This window comes from Asticcacaulis aquaticus (assembly GCF_028550415.1).
Lineage (GTDB): Bacteria > Pseudomonadota > Alphaproteobacteria > Caulobacterales > Caulobacteraceae > Asticcacaulis > Asticcacaulis aquaticus.
This window is the reverse complement of the sequence record NZ_JAQQKX010000001.1, coordinates 333,030-347,372: the sequence shown is the minus strand read 5'-3', so window position 1 is coordinate 347,372 and position 14,343 is coordinate 333,030. Positions and strand designations below refer to the sequence as shown.

Annotated in this window: 19 protein-coding genes and 1 tRNA gene; 13 read left to right on the top strand and 7 right to left on the bottom strand. The window is 59.8% G+C overall.

Going from position 1 to position 14,343, the window contains the following annotated elements:
* The first annotated feature begins 196 nt into the window (after positions 1–196).
* The 9 genes from PQU92_RS01705 (at position 197) to PQU92_RS01665 (ending at position 4,912) form a co-directional block, all read left to right on the top strand.
* Positions 197–272, top strand: a tRNA-Trp gene (locus PQU92_RS01705).
* A 118-nt stretch (positions 273–390) separates the two neighbouring features.
* Positions 391–693 carry a preprotein translocase subunit SecE gene (gene secE, locus PQU92_RS01700; protein ID WP_272746484.1) on the top strand — a complete coding sequence of 101 codons (303 nt, stop codon included), beginning with the start codon at positions 391–393 and terminating at the stop codon, positions 691–693.
* Positions 694–697: 4 nt separating this feature from the next.
* Positions 698–1,270, top strand: coding sequence for a transcription termination/antitermination protein NusG (gene nusG, locus PQU92_RS01695; RefSeq protein WP_272746483.1), 573 nt, complete (start codon positions 698–700; stop codon positions 1,268–1,270).
* A 99-nt stretch (positions 1,271–1,369) separates the two neighbouring features.
* Entirely contained in the window at positions 1,370–1,726 is a 357-nt protein-coding gene (locus PQU92_RS01690; RefSeq protein WP_272746482.1) for a DUF6559 family protein, read from the top strand.
* A gap of 79 nt (positions 1,727–1,805) precedes the next feature.
* Complete coding sequence (locus PQU92_RS01685; RefSeq protein WP_272746481.1) at positions 1,806–2,786, top strand: NAD-dependent epimerase/dehydratase family protein; 981 nt, start codon at positions 1,806–1,808, stop codon at positions 2,784–2,786.
* A 355-nt stretch (positions 2,787–3,141) separates the two neighbouring features.
* Positions 3,142–3,570 (top strand): 50S ribosomal protein L11, encoded by a 429-nt coding sequence (gene rplK, locus PQU92_RS01680; protein ID WP_023463393.1) that lies wholly within the window; start codon positions 3,142–3,144, stop codon positions 3,568–3,570.
* Positions 3,571–3,581: 11 nt separating this feature from the next.
* The gene (gene rplA / locus PQU92_RS01675) at positions 3,582–4,268 is read left to right on the top strand and encodes a 50S ribosomal protein L1 (protein ID WP_272746480.1); all 687 of its coding nucleotides are present in this window, start codon (positions 3,582–3,584) and stop codon (positions 4,266–4,268) included.
* A gap of 99 nt (positions 4,269–4,367) precedes the next feature.
* A complete protein-coding gene (locus PQU92_RS01670) occupies positions 4,368–4,616 on the top strand; it encodes a type II toxin-antitoxin system ParD family antitoxin (protein ID WP_272746479.1) in 249 nt (82 codons plus the stop codon).
* On the top strand, positions 4,613–4,912 hold the full coding sequence (locus PQU92_RS01665; protein WP_272746478.1) for a type II toxin-antitoxin system RelE/ParE family toxin: 300 nt from the start codon (positions 4,613–4,615) through the stop codon (positions 4,910–4,912). The genes PQU92_RS01670 and PQU92_RS01665 overlap by 4 nt, the downstream gene beginning before the upstream one ends.
* Here the strand turns inward: PQU92_RS01665 and PQU92_RS01660 are convergent, their stop codons facing one another.
* The 3 genes from PQU92_RS01660 to PQU92_RS01650 are packed head-to-tail and all read right to left on the bottom strand — an operon-like array spanning position 4,913 to position 7,325.
* The gene (locus PQU92_RS01660; RefSeq protein ID WP_272746477.1) at positions 4,913–5,719 is read right to left on the bottom strand and encodes a ThuA domain-containing protein; all 807 of its coding nucleotides are present in this window, start codon (positions 5,717–5,719) and stop codon (positions 4,913–4,915) included.
* A 40-nt stretch (positions 5,720–5,759) separates the two neighbouring features.
* Complete coding sequence (locus tag PQU92_RS01655) at positions 5,760–6,371, bottom strand: MiaE family protein (RefSeq protein WP_272746476.1); 612 nt, start codon at positions 6,369–6,371, stop codon at positions 5,760–5,762.
* Between the two features lie 36 nt (positions 6,372–6,407).
* A complete protein-coding gene (locus tag PQU92_RS01650; protein ID WP_272746475.1) occupies positions 6,408–7,325 on the bottom strand; it encodes a DMT family transporter in 918 nt (305 codons plus the stop codon).
* A 109-nt stretch (positions 7,326–7,434) separates the two neighbouring features.
* Here PQU92_RS01650 and PQU92_RS01645 point away from each other — a divergent pair, with 109 nt between their 5' ends.
* The gene (locus PQU92_RS01645; protein WP_272746474.1) at positions 7,435–7,914 is read left to right on the top strand and encodes an Lrp/AsnC family transcriptional regulator; all 480 of its coding nucleotides are present in this window, start codon (positions 7,435–7,437) and stop codon (positions 7,912–7,914) included.
* Here the strand turns inward: PQU92_RS01645 and ftrA are convergent.
* The 3 genes from ftrA to PQU92_RS01630 all read right to left on the bottom strand — a co-directional run bounded on the left by ftrA (position 7,900) and on the right by PQU92_RS01630 (position 11,281).
* A complete protein-coding gene (gene ftrA, locus PQU92_RS01640; protein ID WP_272746473.1) occupies positions 7,900–8,874 on the bottom strand; it encodes a transcriptional regulator FtrA in 975 nt (324 codons plus the stop codon). The genes PQU92_RS01645 and ftrA overlap by 15 nt on opposite strands.
* Before the next feature lie 40 nt (positions 8,875–8,914).
* Positions 8,915–9,430, bottom strand: coding sequence for a hypothetical protein (locus PQU92_RS01635; protein ID WP_272746472.1), 516 nt, complete (start codon positions 9,428–9,430; stop codon positions 8,915–8,917).
* 66 nt (positions 9,431–9,496) lie between these two features.
* Complete coding sequence (locus PQU92_RS01630; protein ID WP_272746471.1) at positions 9,497–11,281, bottom strand: tetratricopeptide repeat protein; 1,785 nt, start codon at positions 11,279–11,281, stop codon at positions 9,497–9,499.
* A gap of 504 nt (positions 11,282–11,785) precedes the next feature.
* Between PQU92_RS01630 and rplJ the strand changes: the two genes are divergently transcribed.
* The 3 genes from rplJ to PQU92_RS01615 all read left to right on the top strand — a co-directional run bounded on the left by rplJ (position 11,786) and on the right by PQU92_RS01615 (position 13,400).
* Positions 11,786–12,301 carry a 50S ribosomal protein L10 gene (rplJ, locus tag PQU92_RS01625; RefSeq protein ID WP_272746470.1) on the top strand — a complete coding sequence of 172 codons (516 nt, stop codon included), beginning with the start codon at positions 11,786–11,788 and terminating at the stop codon, positions 12,299–12,301.
* Positions 12,302–12,340: 39 nt separating this feature from the next.
* Positions 12,341–12,727, top strand: a complete 387-nt coding sequence (gene rplL, locus PQU92_RS01620) for a 50S ribosomal protein L7/L12 (protein WP_272746469.1) — start codon at positions 12,341–12,343, stop codon at positions 12,725–12,727.
* 115 nt (positions 12,728–12,842) lie between these two features.
* Entirely contained in the window at positions 12,843–13,400 is a 558-nt protein-coding gene (locus tag PQU92_RS01615) for a hypothetical protein (RefSeq protein ID WP_272746468.1), read from the top strand.
* Positions 13,401–13,412: 12 nt separating this feature from the next.
* On the opposite strand, the gene PQU92_RS01610 is transcribed toward PQU92_RS01615, so the two are convergent.
* A complete protein-coding gene (locus PQU92_RS01610; RefSeq protein ID WP_272746467.1) occupies positions 13,413–14,258 on the bottom strand; it encodes a dioxygenase family protein in 846 nt (281 codons plus the stop codon).
* Positions 14,259–14,343 lie beyond the last annotated feature (85 nt).

Here is a 14,343-nt window from a genome sequence, read left to right as displayed (position 1 = left end):
TGTGATCCTGCATTTCTCTGGTTCTCCAAACCTGAAAAGCGCAGTCACCGTCGTGTGGCTGCGCTCTTTTTTGTTGCCATGCCGCTTTTTCGGTGGATTTTGCACCGCCGTGGCTTGCCCTTGAGATAAACCACTGATAAACGGCTGCCCTCTCAGAGATTTGCGCGCGGCCTCAGGCCTTACGCCGATGACCTGAAGGGGTATAGCTCAGCTGGTAGAGCGCCGGTCTCCAAAACCGGAAGTCGTGGGTTCGAGTCCCTCTGCCCCTGCCATTTATTCAGGTTTCCGTTTTTTTCTGTAAAGCCGGGACCTTCACTTTCGAAGTGAGGCTTGAAATTCGCGTTTCCGGCCTCATTTCTGTTGTTCAAAAAACTTTTGGAACTGCAGCTCATGGCCAAAAAGCCGACTTCGACGACCACGGCAGACAGCGCGCGCAAGGTCAGCGTCGCCCCCGTGACCACGGCACGTACCGCCGGCACGGACACTGTCACCCCGAAGAAGCGCACCAGCCCGGCCAAGTTCATTCAGGAAGTGCGCCAGGAAGCGCGCAAGATCACCTGGACCTCGCGCAAGGAAACCTGGATCACGACCGTCATGGTCTTCATCATGGTGTTGGTGGCCTGCGTGTTCTTCTATATAGTCGATGGTGGCCTCGGATTCGTGGTCAACTTCCTTATCAATATCGGACGCTAATCTTATGGCCGAAACGCTCGAAGCCACTCTGGCTCCCAATCCCCGCCACAAGTGGTATATCGTCCACGCCTATTCCAACTTCGAGAAGAAGGTGGCTGAATCCCTGCGCGAGCAGGCGAAGTCGCAGGGCCTTGAGGACAAGTTCTCCGAAATCCTCGTCCCCACAGAAGACGTCGTCGAAATCCGCCGCGGCCGCAAGTTCAACTCGGAACGCAAATTCTTCCCCGGCTATGTGCTGGTGAAGATGGAAATGACCGACGAAGCCTACCACCTCGTCAAGAATACGCCGAAGGTCACGGGTTTTCTCGGTTCGGGCCTGAAGCCTGTGCCGGTCAGCGAAAAAGAAGTCCAGCGCATCGTCGGTAATGTCGAAGTCGCCGCCGAAAAGCCCAAGGTCGTCCTGTCGTTCGACATCGGCGAAAAGATCAAGGTCACCGACGGCCCGTTCGCCTCGTTCGACGGCGTGGTCGAAAGCGTCGACCAGGAACACGCCCGCCTCAAGGTGTCGGTGTCGATCTTCGGTCGCGCCACCCCGGTCGATCTGGAATTCGGTCAGGTCGAAAAGACGGCTGGCTAAGGCCTTCGACTTTTGAAGATTTTGAACCCTGCGCAGAGCCTCTGCGCAGGGTTTTCTGTTTCAGATCAGGGTGTGTTATGATCGACGTGGAGGATGATCATGGGATGGTTTGAGCGCTTCAGATTGCGTCGGGCCGCGCGGCGATACGCCCGATATGTGCCTGCCGCCCTGCGCAAGGGGTGGGGCAAGTCCGAGTTCTACACAGTCGGACAGGTGGAGGCAGTCCTCACCTCATTGGATGTTTCGGGCTCATTTAAAGACATAGCCCGTGCGGCATTTCTTACTCAAGAAGATTACCACTTGTCTCAGGATAGCCGGGCCGGTTTGTCCTATGCTGACGCCAGAAGCCTATTCCATGAAATGCAGGCTAAACTCCCTTACGCCTATGGACGTTATGAATTTGAAGCTATGGAGAACGTACAGGCTGCGCGTCAGTATGGCGTCGGCGATAGGTGATTTTAGCGCATATCTTATGCGTTGACGAAACCCACCTGGCGCGGCCAGCGTGGGTTTTGTTTTGTCTGGAAAGCGTACGATGAAAATACTGGTGACCGGCAGTTCAGGGCATCTGGGCGAGGCCCTGATGCGGATGCTTCGGGAACGTGGCGCGGATGTCGTCGGTGTCGATATCCTGCCGTCGGTGTTTACCGATCACGTGGGCTCGATTGCCGATCGGGCGTTTTTGGCGCGCTGCATGGCGGACGTCGAGGCCGTGCTGCACACCGCGACCCTGCACAAGCCGCACGTGGCGACCCACAGCCGTCAGGACTTCATCGACACCAATATCACCGGCACGCTGAACCTGCTGGAGGAAGGGGCGGCGCGGCAGGTGAGGGCGTTCGTCTTCACCTCGACCACCAGCGTATTCGGCGACGCGCTGATCCCACCGCCGGGGCAGCCTGCCGCGTGGATCACGGAAGACGTTGTGCCGGCACCCAAGAATATCTACGGCGTCACCAAGGCCGCCGCCGAAGACCTGTGCCAGTTGTTCCATCGCAATCACGGCCTGCCGTGCATTGTCCTGCGCACCTCGCGTTTCTTTCCGGAGCCGGATGACTCGAAGGCGGCGCGTGAGGCTTTTGACGATACGAACCTCAAGGTCGTCGAATATCTCTATCGCCGCGTCGATATAGAGGACGCGGTCAGCGCGCATCTCTTGGCTATCGAGCGGGTCGGCGACATCGGTTTCGGCAAATATATCATCAGCGCCACGACGCCATTTCAGTCCTCGGACCTCGTAGCCTTGCGCGATCATGTGCCGGACGTCGTGCGCCGCTATGTCGATTATGCAGAGGTGTTTGCGTCGCGTGTCTGGCGGATGCCGGAGCGGCTGGATCGCGTCTATGTCAACGCCCGTGCCCGCCGCGATCTGGGCTGGCAGCCCAAACACGACTTTGCGTCATTGATCGAGCGTTTGAGACGCGGCGACGATCCGGTTAGCTCTCTGGCGCGTCAGATCGGCATCAAGGGCTATCACGGCAAAGCCTATGCCGATGGCCTGTTCCCGGTAGAATGAACGTCTGCGGAGTGTGTGGGCGAGTTTAAGTCTTTGACTACGAAAATCACGAAAAAGCAGATTGAAACGCCTTTGCCCGAAGGGCCTTTTACCTTTTTGCGGCTCAAATCTCAGGCGCTTCGCGCAAGAGAAAACGCATCTTTTTCGTGCTTTTCGTGTTTTTCGTGGTCAAAACTTAATACCCGTTCCTTCTGCTGCGAATGTAGCGGTGAAGGCGCGATAATCCCTTGCGCTCCTTGCTCTTATCGTCTATAGCGCCCGCTCTTCACTCAGCGTGAAGTCAAATCCGTGGAAGAAGCGATTCATACCACGGCTCACAACGTCCCAAAACATCGGGACTTTATGGAGATATCCAATGGCTAAGAAAATCCTGGGCTACATCAAGCTCCAGGTGAAGGCCGGCTCTGCCACGCCTTCGCCCCCCATCGGCCCGGCTCTGGGTCAGCGCGGCGTCAACATCATGGGTTTCTGTAAGGAATTCAACGCCCGCACTGAAAACGTCGAAAAAGGCACGCCGCTCCCGACCATCATCACGGTCTATCAGGACAAGTCGTTCACCTTCGTCACCAAGACGCCGCCGGCGACCTTCTTCATCAAGCAGGCCCTGAACCTGAAGTCCGGCTCGAAGCTGCCGGGCCGCGATTCGGCCGGTTCGATCACGCAGGCTCAACTGCGCGACATCGCTGAAAAGAAGATGAAGGACCTTTCGGCACACGACATCGACGCCGCCGCCAAGATCATCGAGGGCTCGGCCCGTTCGATGGGTCTGAAGATCGTCGACTAAGGGGAAATCTGATGACCAAAATTGCAAAGCGCATCAAGGCTTGGAACGTCGAAGCCGAAAAGCTGCACGGCCTGACCGAAGCCCTCAACGTCGTGAAGGCCAACGCCAAGGCCAAATTCGACGAATCCGTCGAAATCGCCGTCAATCTGGGCGTTGACCCGCGTCACGCCGACCAGCAGGTCCGTGGCGTCGTTCAACTGCCGTCGGGCACTGGCAAGGACGTCCGCGTCGCCGTGTTCGCCAAGGACAAGAAGGCCGAAGAGGCTCTGGCCGCGGGTGCCGAAGTCGTCGGCGCCGAAGACCTGGTCGAAAAGATCCAGGGCGGCTTCATGGACTTCGACCGCGTCATCGCGTCGCCGGACATGATGGCTCTGGTCGGTCGCCTCGGTAAGGTGCTGGGCCCGCGCGGCCTGATGCCGAACCCGAAGGTCGGCACCGTGACCCCGAACGTCGCTCAGGCTGTCAAGGACGCCAAGTCGGGCGCCGTCGAGTTCCGCGTCGAAAAGGCCGGTATCGTTCACGCCGGCATCGGCAAGACCTCGTTCACGGTCGAACAACTGGAAGCCAACGCCAAGGCGCTGGTCGACGCCCTCGTCAAGGCGCGTCCGTCGGGTGCCAAGGGCCTCTATGTCCGCAAGATCTCGCTGTCCTCGACCATGGGTCCGGGCGTGAAGGTTGATACGGCCACGGCTCAGTAAGTTCGCTTACATGACCAAATCAAGCCGCTCCGGTAACGGGGCGGCTTTTTTATTGCCAGAATGTGGGTTGATAATTATTATCAACGCCGGAGGTGCCTCATGCCCAGCAGCGTCAATCTCGGTCCTCATCTCGAAGACGTGGTGACCAATTTGATAACGTCCGGTCGCTACAGTTCGCGCAGTGAGGTCCTGCGCGAAGGCGTGCGGATTATCGAAGAACGCGAAAAGCGTCTGGCGGCTCTGGATGCCGCGATCGCGCGGGGCATTGCCGATGCCGATGCGGGCAGGGTGCATGATGCGGAAGATGTACGCGCCCGGTTGCTGGCGAAATACACTACCGACGCATGAAGGTTGTCTTCTCAAAATCAGCTGAGGACGAACTTGAAGCTATTGCTGACTATATTGCTTTGGACAGCAACCGGCGAGCCGCAAGCTTTATCAATGAGCTGATTGATGCTGCTCTCGCTTTAGGCAATATGCCTTTCGCTTTCAGGCTTGTGCCCAACTTTGAAAACGCAGGCATTAGACGCAAGCCGTATAAACGATATGTGATCTTCTATCGCGTCGAGGACGATAAGATTGTCGTCATCCATATTCTGAACAGCGCTCAGGATCATGAGGCGTTACTGTCGTCAGACGCCTGATCAGCATATCTTCGCCTTTTTATTCTTCGCCCATTCCAGCGCGCCTTCGATGTGGGTCAGGAACACCGGGTCGGACCAGTCCTGAATCTGGTGGCCGAGCGCGGTAAAGAAGATGCCGCCCTTGCCTGCGCACTTCGTCCAGATGATGGGATGGTCCTTGCCCATGCGCCGTTTGTCGCCGGGGTCATAGGTCGTCTCATCGACGGTTGCCAGCACATGGACGCCGGGACCGCGCGGATTGCGGTCGAAGCTGTACCATTCTTCGTTGCGCGTCCAGTTGACCGGCAGTTTTTTCATCGCCGGATGCGCCGGGTTTTCGATATGGACGACGCCGTCCTGAATTTGCGGATGACCGCCGAAGCCTGCGCCGATGACATTATCGATATACCACGGCCAGGGATGGCGGCTGGTGCCGCCTGCGCCGTGCAGGGCGACAATTCGACCACCACTTTCGAGCCATGCCTGAAAAACGACCTTCTGTTCCGGCGTGAACAGCTCACCCGTCGAATGGTTGAGCACGACCACGTTGAAGCGCTTCATGTCGTGCGCATTGAAAATGGCGGCATTGCTGGTCTCATATACCACCCAGCCGCGCCGGATTGCGATATCGGTCACCGCTTTTGCCGTGGCAGGCATACTGTCGTGCCGCCAGTCATTGGCCTTGGACAGGATCAGGATAGCGGGACGTTTTACGGTTTTCGGTACGACCGGGCCGACCGTCTCGAAAACGGGAGTCGTCACCCGTTCGGCGGCAACCGGCAGGGCGGCGAGGGCCATAAAACCCGCCGCAAGCAGTGATTTACGCATGTCGTTTCCTCTTGTTTTTGTGAGGACTATGCGCAGGCTTTTACGTTACGGCAAGGGCGGGCGTGCCGCTGTGGAAGCGGAATTCCGGGTCGGGATCGCTAATCAGGGCCTGTTCGACCGGACGGATGGCCTCGATACGGCGGGCGATATCGTCAGCGTCGCCATACAGATGCGCCAACTTGAGATAGTTGGTAAAATGGCGGCCTTCGCTGTCGAGCAGACCCTTGTAGAACTTGCCCAATTCCGCGTCCAGGTGCGGCCATAGCGCTCCGAAGCGCTCGCATGAGCGCGCCTCGATAAAGGCCGAAACGATCAGAATATCGGTCATCATGCCGGGTTCACTTCGCCGCACCATCCGCCGAAGGCCCATGGCGTAGCGCGACGGCGTCAGAGGACGCAACTCAACGCCGCGCTTCTTCATCAGCTTCATCACCTGCTCATGATGAACCAGCTCTTCGCGGGCCAGCCGCGACATAGCGTTCATCAGGGCTTCGTGCGTATTGTACTTGGCCATCACATTGAGCGCGTTCGACGCGGCCTTGTACTCGCAGTTCTTGTGATCGAGCAGCAGGAGGTCCTGATGCGTCAGCGCCGCGTCGATCCACGCGCGCGGGGTCTCAGAGCCCAGAAAGTCGATGATGTCAGCCAGCATGGCCGGTGTTTGCCAAAGCCGCCCGCCGAAATCAAGTTATTCAGCGGGCTGGGCGATGACGGCGGGTTTGGTCCGCAGGGTCAGCAGCAGGATGGTCGCGATGATGCAGGCCGTGCCGATCACATCGAACACCCCGAACGGCACGCTGAGCCACAGGACCGCGATGACCGTCGCCGACAAGGGCTCGGCGCTGGCCATCAGGCTGGCCGTGCGCGCGCCGATCAGCTTGGTCGCCTGAATATAGGCGAGGAAAGCGATCAGAGTGCCGCCGATGATGGCAAACGACGCCGCGCCCAAAGTGCCTGCGTCCCATGTGCCGCGCACATCCCACGGCGCGTGGATGAAGCTGAACGCGACGCCGCCGATCAGCATGGCCCAGCCGAGCACCACGGGGGCCGGGTAATGGCGCATCAGGGTGATCGGCTGGATCGAATAGACGGCGAAGGCCACCGCCGAGGCCAGCCCCCAGAACAGGGCGGCAGGCGAGATCGAGAGCCCGCCCGGATTGCCATGGGTGACCAGCAGGAAGGTGCCGCCGACGGCGAGCGCAATCGACAAGGCCTCGAATGGGCCGGGCAGGCGCTTTTCGCGAAAGGCGTACCAGGCGGCGATCATCACCGGTCCAGTATATTGCAGCACGGTCGCCGTGGCGGCGTTCGATTCCCGGATGGCGGCGAAATAGGTATATTGCACCGAAATCATCCCCAGCATGGCGAAGGCGAACAGGCGCTTGAGGTTAGGCTCGTCGCGCCAGATGGTCCACACGGCGCGGGGATAGCGCACGGCGCAGATGACCAGCAGCGCCGCGCCGGATATCAGCATTCGCACCGTGACCATCCATTCGGCGCTGACACCCTTGGTCTCGAACAGGTATTGCATGGCCGTGCCGGACACGCCCCACATCAAGGCGCCGAGAAAGGCCAGCAAATACCCCTGAGACGCCGCGCTGCGCATAATCTGTTCCTTGTCGGATGAAGTTATGGGGAATATATTGCGCGTGTACCGATAAGTGCGCTCTGAAATGACGCCTTGTGCGGGAAAATATCTCATCAGGGCGCGCGATATGAAAAATTTTACCCCCGACGCCTTCGACTACGCCATTCTGGAGGCCGTGCAGATCGATAACCGCATTCCGCTGCGGGAACTGGCCGAACGCGTCAATCTGTCCACGGCGGCGGTGCAGCGGCGTATCCGGCGGCTGGAGGACGAAGGCGTTATCACGCGCAATATCGCGGTTATCGAGCCGCATCGCGTCGGCTTGCCCATCACCATCGCTGTCGAGGTGACGATGGAGCGCACCCATATCGACGAACTCGATGCCATGCGCGCCTTGCTGACCGCCGCGCCGGAGGTGCAGCAATGCTACTACGTGACGGGCGAGGCCGATTTTGTGCTGATCGTGCTGGTCGAGACGATGGAGCAGTACGAGGCGCTGGCGCGGCGGCTGTTCTACGACAACCGCAACGTCAAGACCTTCAAGTCGATGGTCACGCTCGACCGGGTCAAGGTGGGGTTGAGTGTCGATTTGTCAGGTCAGCGATAATCTTTGAAAGGTCTGGCGATAGGCCGTCGGCGTGGTCGACAGGTTTTCGCGGAAATGATGCCTGAAATTGGCGGCGCTGCCGAATCCGCAGGTCAGCGCGATGCTGTCGATCGGCTCCGGCGTCGCCTCCAGCATGTCACGTGCGATTTGCAAGCGAACCTGCATCAACCATTTGGCGGGCGTCGTTCCGGTCGCTTCCTCGAACCGGCGCAGGAAGGTGCGCTCGCTCATCCCGGCGCGGCGGGCCAGTTGGGCGACGGTGTGCGGGGCTTCGACGTTTTCGCGCAGGTAATCGAGCAGCGGCCCCAACCGGTTGCGCTCGTATTCGATGGGCACGGATTTCGGGATATATTGCGCCTGACCACCGTCGCGGTGCGGCGGCACGACCAGACGGCGGGCGACCTTGTTGGCGGCTTCCGGGCCGAAGTCGCGGCGGATCAGATGCAGGCACAGATCGATCCCCGCTGCGCTGCCCGCTGAGGTCAGGATCTGGCCTTCGTCGATATAGAGCACGTCCGGCACCAGCTCGATATCCGGATAGGTTTCAGTGACATAGTCGACATACTTCCAGTGCGTGGTGGCCTTGCGCCCTTTGAGCAAACCCGCCGCCGCCAGCACAAAGGCACCGGAGCAGATGGTGACGATGCGCGCCCCGCGATCGTGCGCGCGCTGCATTAAATCGATCAGGGTGTCGGGGATCGGCTTGTCCATCGGCCAGCCAGGGATGATGATCGTCCCGGCGGTCTCCAGCCACACGCGGGGCGCGTCCGCTGTGATGCTCAGGCCCGCCGTCGTCCGGCACGGGCCGTCATCGAGCGACACGACGCGAAAGCGATACCAGTCCGGACCCATCTCAGGCCGCTCAAGGCCGAACAGTTCCACAGCGATGGAAAATTCGAACAACGGCATCCCGTCGAAGGCAAGGGCGCAGACATCACGATTGAACGACAAATTTGGCATGATTGGCATTATGCGCTGAAATCCTGCCATTGGCAATGGATCAGCCCGCCGGGATATTGGCCACATTGCGGGCGCAGGTGCGCAAAGCCATCGCCGCAAAGCCTTTGTTTTTCATATCGAAGGTGCCCATCGGTTTGCCCTCGAAGGTCACGCTGACCACCTGTGCCTTTTCGAGCAGGCCCATCGCCTCACCGGTGCTGGCCGGACCCGACGGGTTCTTGTCCCACCCCGCCCACAGGCCCTGCACATAGCCATTACGGTAGCCGCCCCACTTGGCGGTTGTCTTGCCGACGCCCTTGAACTCCAGCGTCATCGGCTTCGACTGATCCTTGGTGTCCTTGTCGTCGACGATCTCCCAGCGGTTCTGGTGGATACTGGCGCTGAAGGTGCCGTCCACGTGCAGCAGGAAGGTGAGGGTGCGGCCATCGGTGCGCGGATAGTTAAGCGTGCAGCGGTCGCGACCGACCTCAAGCTGAAAGGCATGGGTTTCCGGCTCGGCGGCAAAAGCAGCCGGCGCGGCCAGCATAGTGGCCAAAGCAAACAGAGCGATGCGCATGGAAGTTCCTCTCTAGCGCATCCCGAAACGTGTGAAACGGTTTTCGGATAAGATGCGCGTTAAATATTAACGGCAATAGGGGTTGGATGACGGGCAGGCGGTCGTGGAACCGGACAGGTAGTTGTACATCTGGTTCCAGTTGGAATTGTCGATGATCGAGGACACGCTCTGGCCGGAATAGCTGCTCGACTTGTACGGCGTATAGGTCGAACCCGCCGAGACGTAGTTGGCGTACGCCGAGGCGTTCCACCGCGACCAGCGCTCATACTGCGCCTTCTGATAGGCGGCGAATTCCTCAGCGCGGCGCTTGCTTTCGACGCGGATCGGTTCGGCCAGCATCGAGCGGTAGATGCCTTCGGCCATTTCGCTGCCGCGGCTGGCGGCGATCAGCATGTAGTTTTCGCCCTTTTTGCGGTCTTCCTTGACGCCGTCGCCGTACCAGTAGGCCATGCCGATCCAGATGGCGGCTTCGACGTGGCCGACGCGCGCGGCGTTCTCGATCGCAATGATGCCCTCGGCCTTGCGCGAGGTGTCGAACACGCCGTCAAGGCCATAGACCAGCCAGCCGCCAATAACCCACGCTGCGTCTTCATTCCCTTCCTGCATCAGGCGCACGACGGCATTGACGCCTTCGTTGCGGTCGGCGGCACTGGCCGATTTGACGTATGTCTGCGCCTCGGCCAGTTGCTGGGTGACCGTCAGGCTGGGGTCGATCTTCGGGATCGTGCCGCGGATGCCGGGATTGCTGTCGGCGACCATCTTCGCGTATTTGCAGCCATTGGCCCAGCCCAGCCGGCACGACTTATCGAGGAGCGCGATGGTCACGCCGCCGTGGCCGGGAATGCCCAGCCCTTTCTGATAGGCGTAGGACAGCTCGTCGCAGGCCTGACCGTTATTGAGGTCGCAGCCCCGGCGCATGAAATAGAGCCCTTCCATCTGGTTCGTCGTGGCGCCGGGCCTCTTGCCGTACATACCGATCTGCCCGATGACGACGCAGGCGACGCCGTCGCCCGCCTGACACGAGGTATCGAGAAACTTCTCGCCCTTGTTCAGCGACGCCTTGTCGCCCTTGATCAGGAACATGCCGTAGAGGCGGCAGGCCCTGACCCGGTCGCCGGTCGAACTGACGCAGCCGGTCTCAGCCGCGGCGCGGGCCCTGGTGGCATCGAGCGGCACGCCTTTGCCCTGATTATAGGCCTCCGCCAGACCACTGCACCCCCAGGCCTGTTTCGCGGCGCAACCCTTTTCGAACAGCGGCACGGCCTTTTTGTTGAGCGCCACATCGGTCGTTTCGTCGAACCACTGGCGCGCCTGAATCCGGCAGCCGTCGTCGTCATTCGCCGCACAGGCCTGCGCGATCAGGGCGTCGGCCTGTGCCCGATTTTGCGCCGCATCAGGGCCGCGCATCAGGGCCTGAGCCAGAGCCGAACAGGCCTTGGGCGTCTTGTAGGTTTCACAGCCGGTTTTGGCGAATTGACGCGCCATGTCGACATTGACGAAATTGGCTTCGCCCGACAGGATGACCTCGGCAGTACGCGCACAGCCGTGGCCGCTGCCTGCTTTACAGGCCAGCCGCCAGTAGCCGAGCGCCACCCGCATGTCGGCCCGCAGTGGGCCCAGCCCGGTCTCGAATGCCTCGGCCAGCTTCACGCATTGCGCGACCTTGCCCGCCTGACACTCGCGGTGCCACGTCATCGACACGCCCCACAGCTTGAAGGGCATGTTCTGATGGCCGGTATCGAGATAAAATTCGCGCATCTCGTCATAGCGCGACGGCATCTTTTCCGCCGCCATGGCGGTGCCGGTCAGGACGAACAGCAGACAGACGAAACGCAGGATTTTCGCGAACATGGCCAGCCCCGGGGATAAACCGCCGAAGAGTCACAAAACGGCGTTTTCTCCACAACCCATATTCAGGGGGTATGGCGCGGCCTGACGGGATTTGTAATAAACGCTATAGAGGGCTTGATTTTAGCCGGACTTGCGGATAAAGAGCGCGCCTCGGCTAGAAAGAGCAATCTTTCCTGTCGTTCTGTCCGAGACCTTCGAGGGAGCAGGGGCCACCTGTTCCGTAATGCACCGGGAGCCCCCGGGCGTCGAAATTGAGACGGGACGCGAAACGCCTCAAGATATCACGCTATCCTTTAAAGGGTAACGCGATCCTTGTGATTTTTGCCTCTCATCATGGACAGTGACTTCATCGTTTCGGGCAACCGGAGCGCTTAAAGTCGTTAGCTTCGTGGGATCGTCCCACGGGGTAAATTCCATCAGAAGCAAGCTTCTGATTCCAAGTCACGCTACGGTTAATCCAAAAAGTGCATTCCACTTTTTGGTCGTAGCTTAACGGAGGCCACAATGGACCGCGCTAAAAAAGCCGAATCGATTGAAGAGCTCAAGAGCGTCTTCGCCGAATCCGGCTCCGTGGTTGTTGCCCAATATTCGGGCATGACCTTTGTGGAAATGGCTGATCTGCGCCTGCGTCTTCGTAAAGAAGGCGCCGTGCTCAGAGTGTTTAAGAACCGTCTGGCTCAAAAGGCTCTGGACGGCTCGGCCGGCGAAGCGGGCGACGCCCTCTTCAAATTCCCGACCGTGCTGGCCTATGCCAATGACCCGGTGACGGCCGCGAAAATCTCCGCCCAGTACGCCAAAGAGAACGACAAGTTCAAAATCGTTGGCGGCATCATGGACGGTAATGTTCTCAACGCCGACGGGGTCAAGGCGCTCGCCACCCTGCCGTCGCTCGACGAACTGCGCGGCAAGCTCATCGGTCTGCTTCAGGCCCCGGCGACCAAGGTTGCCGGCGTGCTTCAGGCGCCCGCGGCTCAACTGGCTCGCGTCTTCAACGCTTACGCGACCAAAGAAACCGCCTAACAGCTCATTCCCATCCCATCTTACCTTTAAGGAAATACAATGTCTAAACTGGAACAACTGGTCGCCGACCTGTCCGCCCTGACCGTTCTCGAAGCCGCTGAACTGTCGAAGCTGCTCGAAGACAAGTGGGGCGTCTCCGCCGCCGCTCCGGTCGCCGTCGCTGCCGTCGCCGGTGGCGCTGCTGCCGCTCCGGCCGAAGCTGCCGAAGAGCAAACCGAGTTCACCGTCGTCCTCGTGGACGGTGGCGACAAGAAGATCAACGTGATCAAGGAAATCCGTGGCATCCGCGCCGACCTCGGCCTGAAGGAAGCCAAGGACCTGGTCGAAGGCGCTCCGCAGAACGTCAAGGAAAACATCTCGAAGCAAGAAGCTGCCGACATCAAGTCGAAGCTGGAAGCTGCTGGTGCCAAGGTCGAAGTTAAGTAAGTCGGGTGCCCCCGACCGGGGGTACTTGGAGCGGTATCGCTCAACTTACTGAAAAATGCAGGCTCGGGAGTTCGCTCCCGGGCCTGTTTTTGTTATAAGGCAAGCCGGGGGACGCATGTCATACAAACACTTTCTTATCGTCAGCCTGATATTTTTCGCGGCCTTTTATGGCCTTGAGTCCTTGCCTGCGGGTGGGAATATCAATCTGTGGCGAAATGTGTGGCTCGCCAATCCGACGTTTTCCTTTCAGGCCGCGCTGCTTTTTACGGTGGCCTTTTTGAGTTTTCGGCCCACGGGGCGACATCGCGTCATAAGTGCAGCCTTATTTTGCGCGGTAAGCGCCATCCTTGTTCTGGTCGCCGTGGCTTTCCTTGATCCCGAACCCGTTCATCTCGTGAATACCGTCGCCTATACCGGCGCGGGCGCGTGGATCGCCTACTGCGTTTCGACATATGTCTTGCCGTTAGTCGCGAAAGATAATCGCAGCATTACAAGCCTCGGCCTGTTTGGATTGAATGCGGTCGGGTTTGTCGTTCTTATCGCTGTAATGGCTGGATATCTCATTGAGACGTCCGGATTGAAAGCAGGGGTTTTATACAGTCTGGGCGCACTGGCGGGAGGCGGGCTTCAGTATGTGCGTCGCAAGGCGACAAAGCGGGCGGAAATAGACTGAAGCGCGTTCACACTATCCCCGTGGCGGGAAAGGCGGACGGCTGCCGCCGAAACCACCGGGGGGCGGCCCCATCCGGCTGGCCTGACGCGGGCCATCCCCCAAGGCCAGGGTGACGGTCCCGACAAAGCCCTCACGCACATTACCGGTAAGTTTTACCGTCTGGGCCTCGCGTTCGGCGGCGGTATTGTCGCCGAAGACCATATCCGTGTCGAAACTGACCCGCGCCAGATTATCGGTGCTGGCCTCATAGCCCTCCACCTCACGGTAGATCTGCTCGCAAAGCGCTCGGTCGAAGGCGAATTGCGTCGTGGCGATCTTGTCGTCGGCGCTGCGGGCTTTATCGGGTGACGGATAGACCTCGACATGGATATGTGGCATCCGCCCGTCGTAGCAACCTGGAATGATGGTCAGGAATTCGGCCACGCCGTCCTTATCCGTCGGCTGGATGCCGCGCAGGAAATCCTCTTTCGGCAGGGCATAGAGCGAATACTGTCCGTCGCGGGTGCAGTTCCAGATATAGACCGCGTGATCGGCCAGCGGACGGCATCCGGCACCGGTCAACCGGATGCGCAGGGTCAGCGGCACGCCCGCCGCCATAGCCCCCGTATTGCCGCTGGTGCGGATGTCGCGGCGCTCGATAAACGGTAATTTCAGCGCATTGGGGCTTTCGGCATTTGACGCTTGCATGCCTGGATTTGGGCCCGGCGGCCCCCGGCGCGAGCCGTCGGCGGGGAAGGGGCCTTCGGTCTCTTCGGGCAGGGCGACGCAGGTCTCGGCCAGAGCCGGTGTGCGGCTGGCAAGGGCGACGCCTCCGATCAGGGACATGACGTGGCGGCGGGACGGGAACGGTTTACGCATGAGACCTCACTTGAACGGAGCATAGTCTAAACGGCTCACGCGGCGGTATGATGTCGCCGCCGCAAGACTGACGGTTTTGTCGTAA

What these genes read in the sequence shown, in the direction of transcription:
- PQU92_RS01670 (WP_272746479.1), top strand. Translation starts at nt 4,368, where the DNA reads ATGCCCAGCAGCGTCAATCTCGGTCCTCATCTCGAAGACGTGGTGACC.
- rplL (WP_272746469.1), top strand. Translation starts at nt 12,341, where the DNA reads ATGTCTAAACTGGAACAACTGGTCGCCGACCTGTCCGCCCTGACCGTT.
- PQU92_RS01645 (WP_272746474.1), top strand. Translation starts at nt 7,435, where the DNA reads ATGAAAAATTTTACCCCCGACGCCTTCGACTACGCCATTCTGGAGGCC.
- PQU92_RS01690 (WP_272746482.1), top strand. Translation starts at nt 1,370, where the DNA reads ATGGGATGGTTTGAGCGCTTCAGATTGCGTCGGGCCGCGCGGCGATAC.
- PQU92_RS01630 (WP_272746471.1), bottom strand. Translation starts at nt 11,281, where the DNA reads ATGTTCGCGAAAATCCTGCGTTTCGTCTGTCTGCTGTTCGTCCTGACC.
- PQU92_RS01610 (WP_272746467.1), bottom strand. Translation starts at nt 14,258, where the DNA reads ATGCGTAAACCGTTCCCGTCCCGCCGCCACGTCATGTCCCTGATCGGA.
- rplK (WP_023463393.1), top strand. Translation starts at nt 3,142, where the DNA reads ATGGCTAAGAAAATCCTGGGCTACATCAAGCTCCAGGTGAAGGCCGGC.
- PQU92_RS01650 (WP_272746475.1), bottom strand. Translation starts at nt 7,325, where the DNA reads ATGCGCAGCGCGGCGTCTCAGGGGTATTTGCTGGCCTTTCTCGGCGCC.
- PQU92_RS01685 (WP_272746481.1), top strand. Translation starts at nt 1,806, where the DNA reads ATGAAAATACTGGTGACCGGCAGTTCAGGGCATCTGGGCGAGGCCCTG.
- nusG (WP_272746483.1), top strand. Translation starts at nt 698, where the DNA reads ATGGCCGAAACGCTCGAAGCCACTCTGGCTCCCAATCCCCGCCACAAG.
- PQU92_RS01615 (WP_272746468.1), top strand. Translation starts at nt 12,843, where the DNA reads ATGTCATACAAACACTTTCTTATCGTCAGCCTGATATTTTTCGCGGCC.
- PQU92_RS01655 (WP_272746476.1), bottom strand. Translation starts at nt 6,371, where the DNA reads ATGCTGGCTGACATCATCGACTTTCTGGGCTCTGAGACCCCGCGCGCG.
- rplJ (WP_272746470.1), top strand. Translation starts at nt 11,786, where the DNA reads ATGGACCGCGCTAAAAAAGCCGAATCGATTGAAGAGCTCAAGAGCGTC.
- rplA (WP_272746480.1), top strand. Translation starts at nt 3,582, where the DNA reads ATGACCAAAATTGCAAAGCGCATCAAGGCTTGGAACGTCGAAGCCGAA.
- PQU92_RS01665 (WP_272746478.1), top strand. Translation starts at nt 4,613, where the DNA reads ATGAAGGTTGTCTTCTCAAAATCAGCTGAGGACGAACTTGAAGCTATT.
- secE (WP_272746484.1), top strand. Translation starts at nt 391, where the DNA reads ATGGCCAAAAAGCCGACTTCGACGACCACGGCAGACAGCGCGCGCAAG.
- PQU92_RS01660 (WP_272746477.1), bottom strand. Translation starts at nt 5,719, where the DNA reads ATGCGTAAATCACTGCTTGCGGCGGGTTTTATGGCCCTCGCCGCCCTG.
- ftrA (WP_272746473.1), bottom strand. Translation starts at nt 8,874, where the DNA reads ATGCCAAATTTGTCGTTCAATCGTGATGTCTGCGCCCTTGCCTTCGAC.
- PQU92_RS01635 (WP_272746472.1), bottom strand. Translation starts at nt 9,430, where the DNA reads ATGCGCATCGCTCTGTTTGCTTTGGCCACTATGCTGGCCGCGCCGGCT.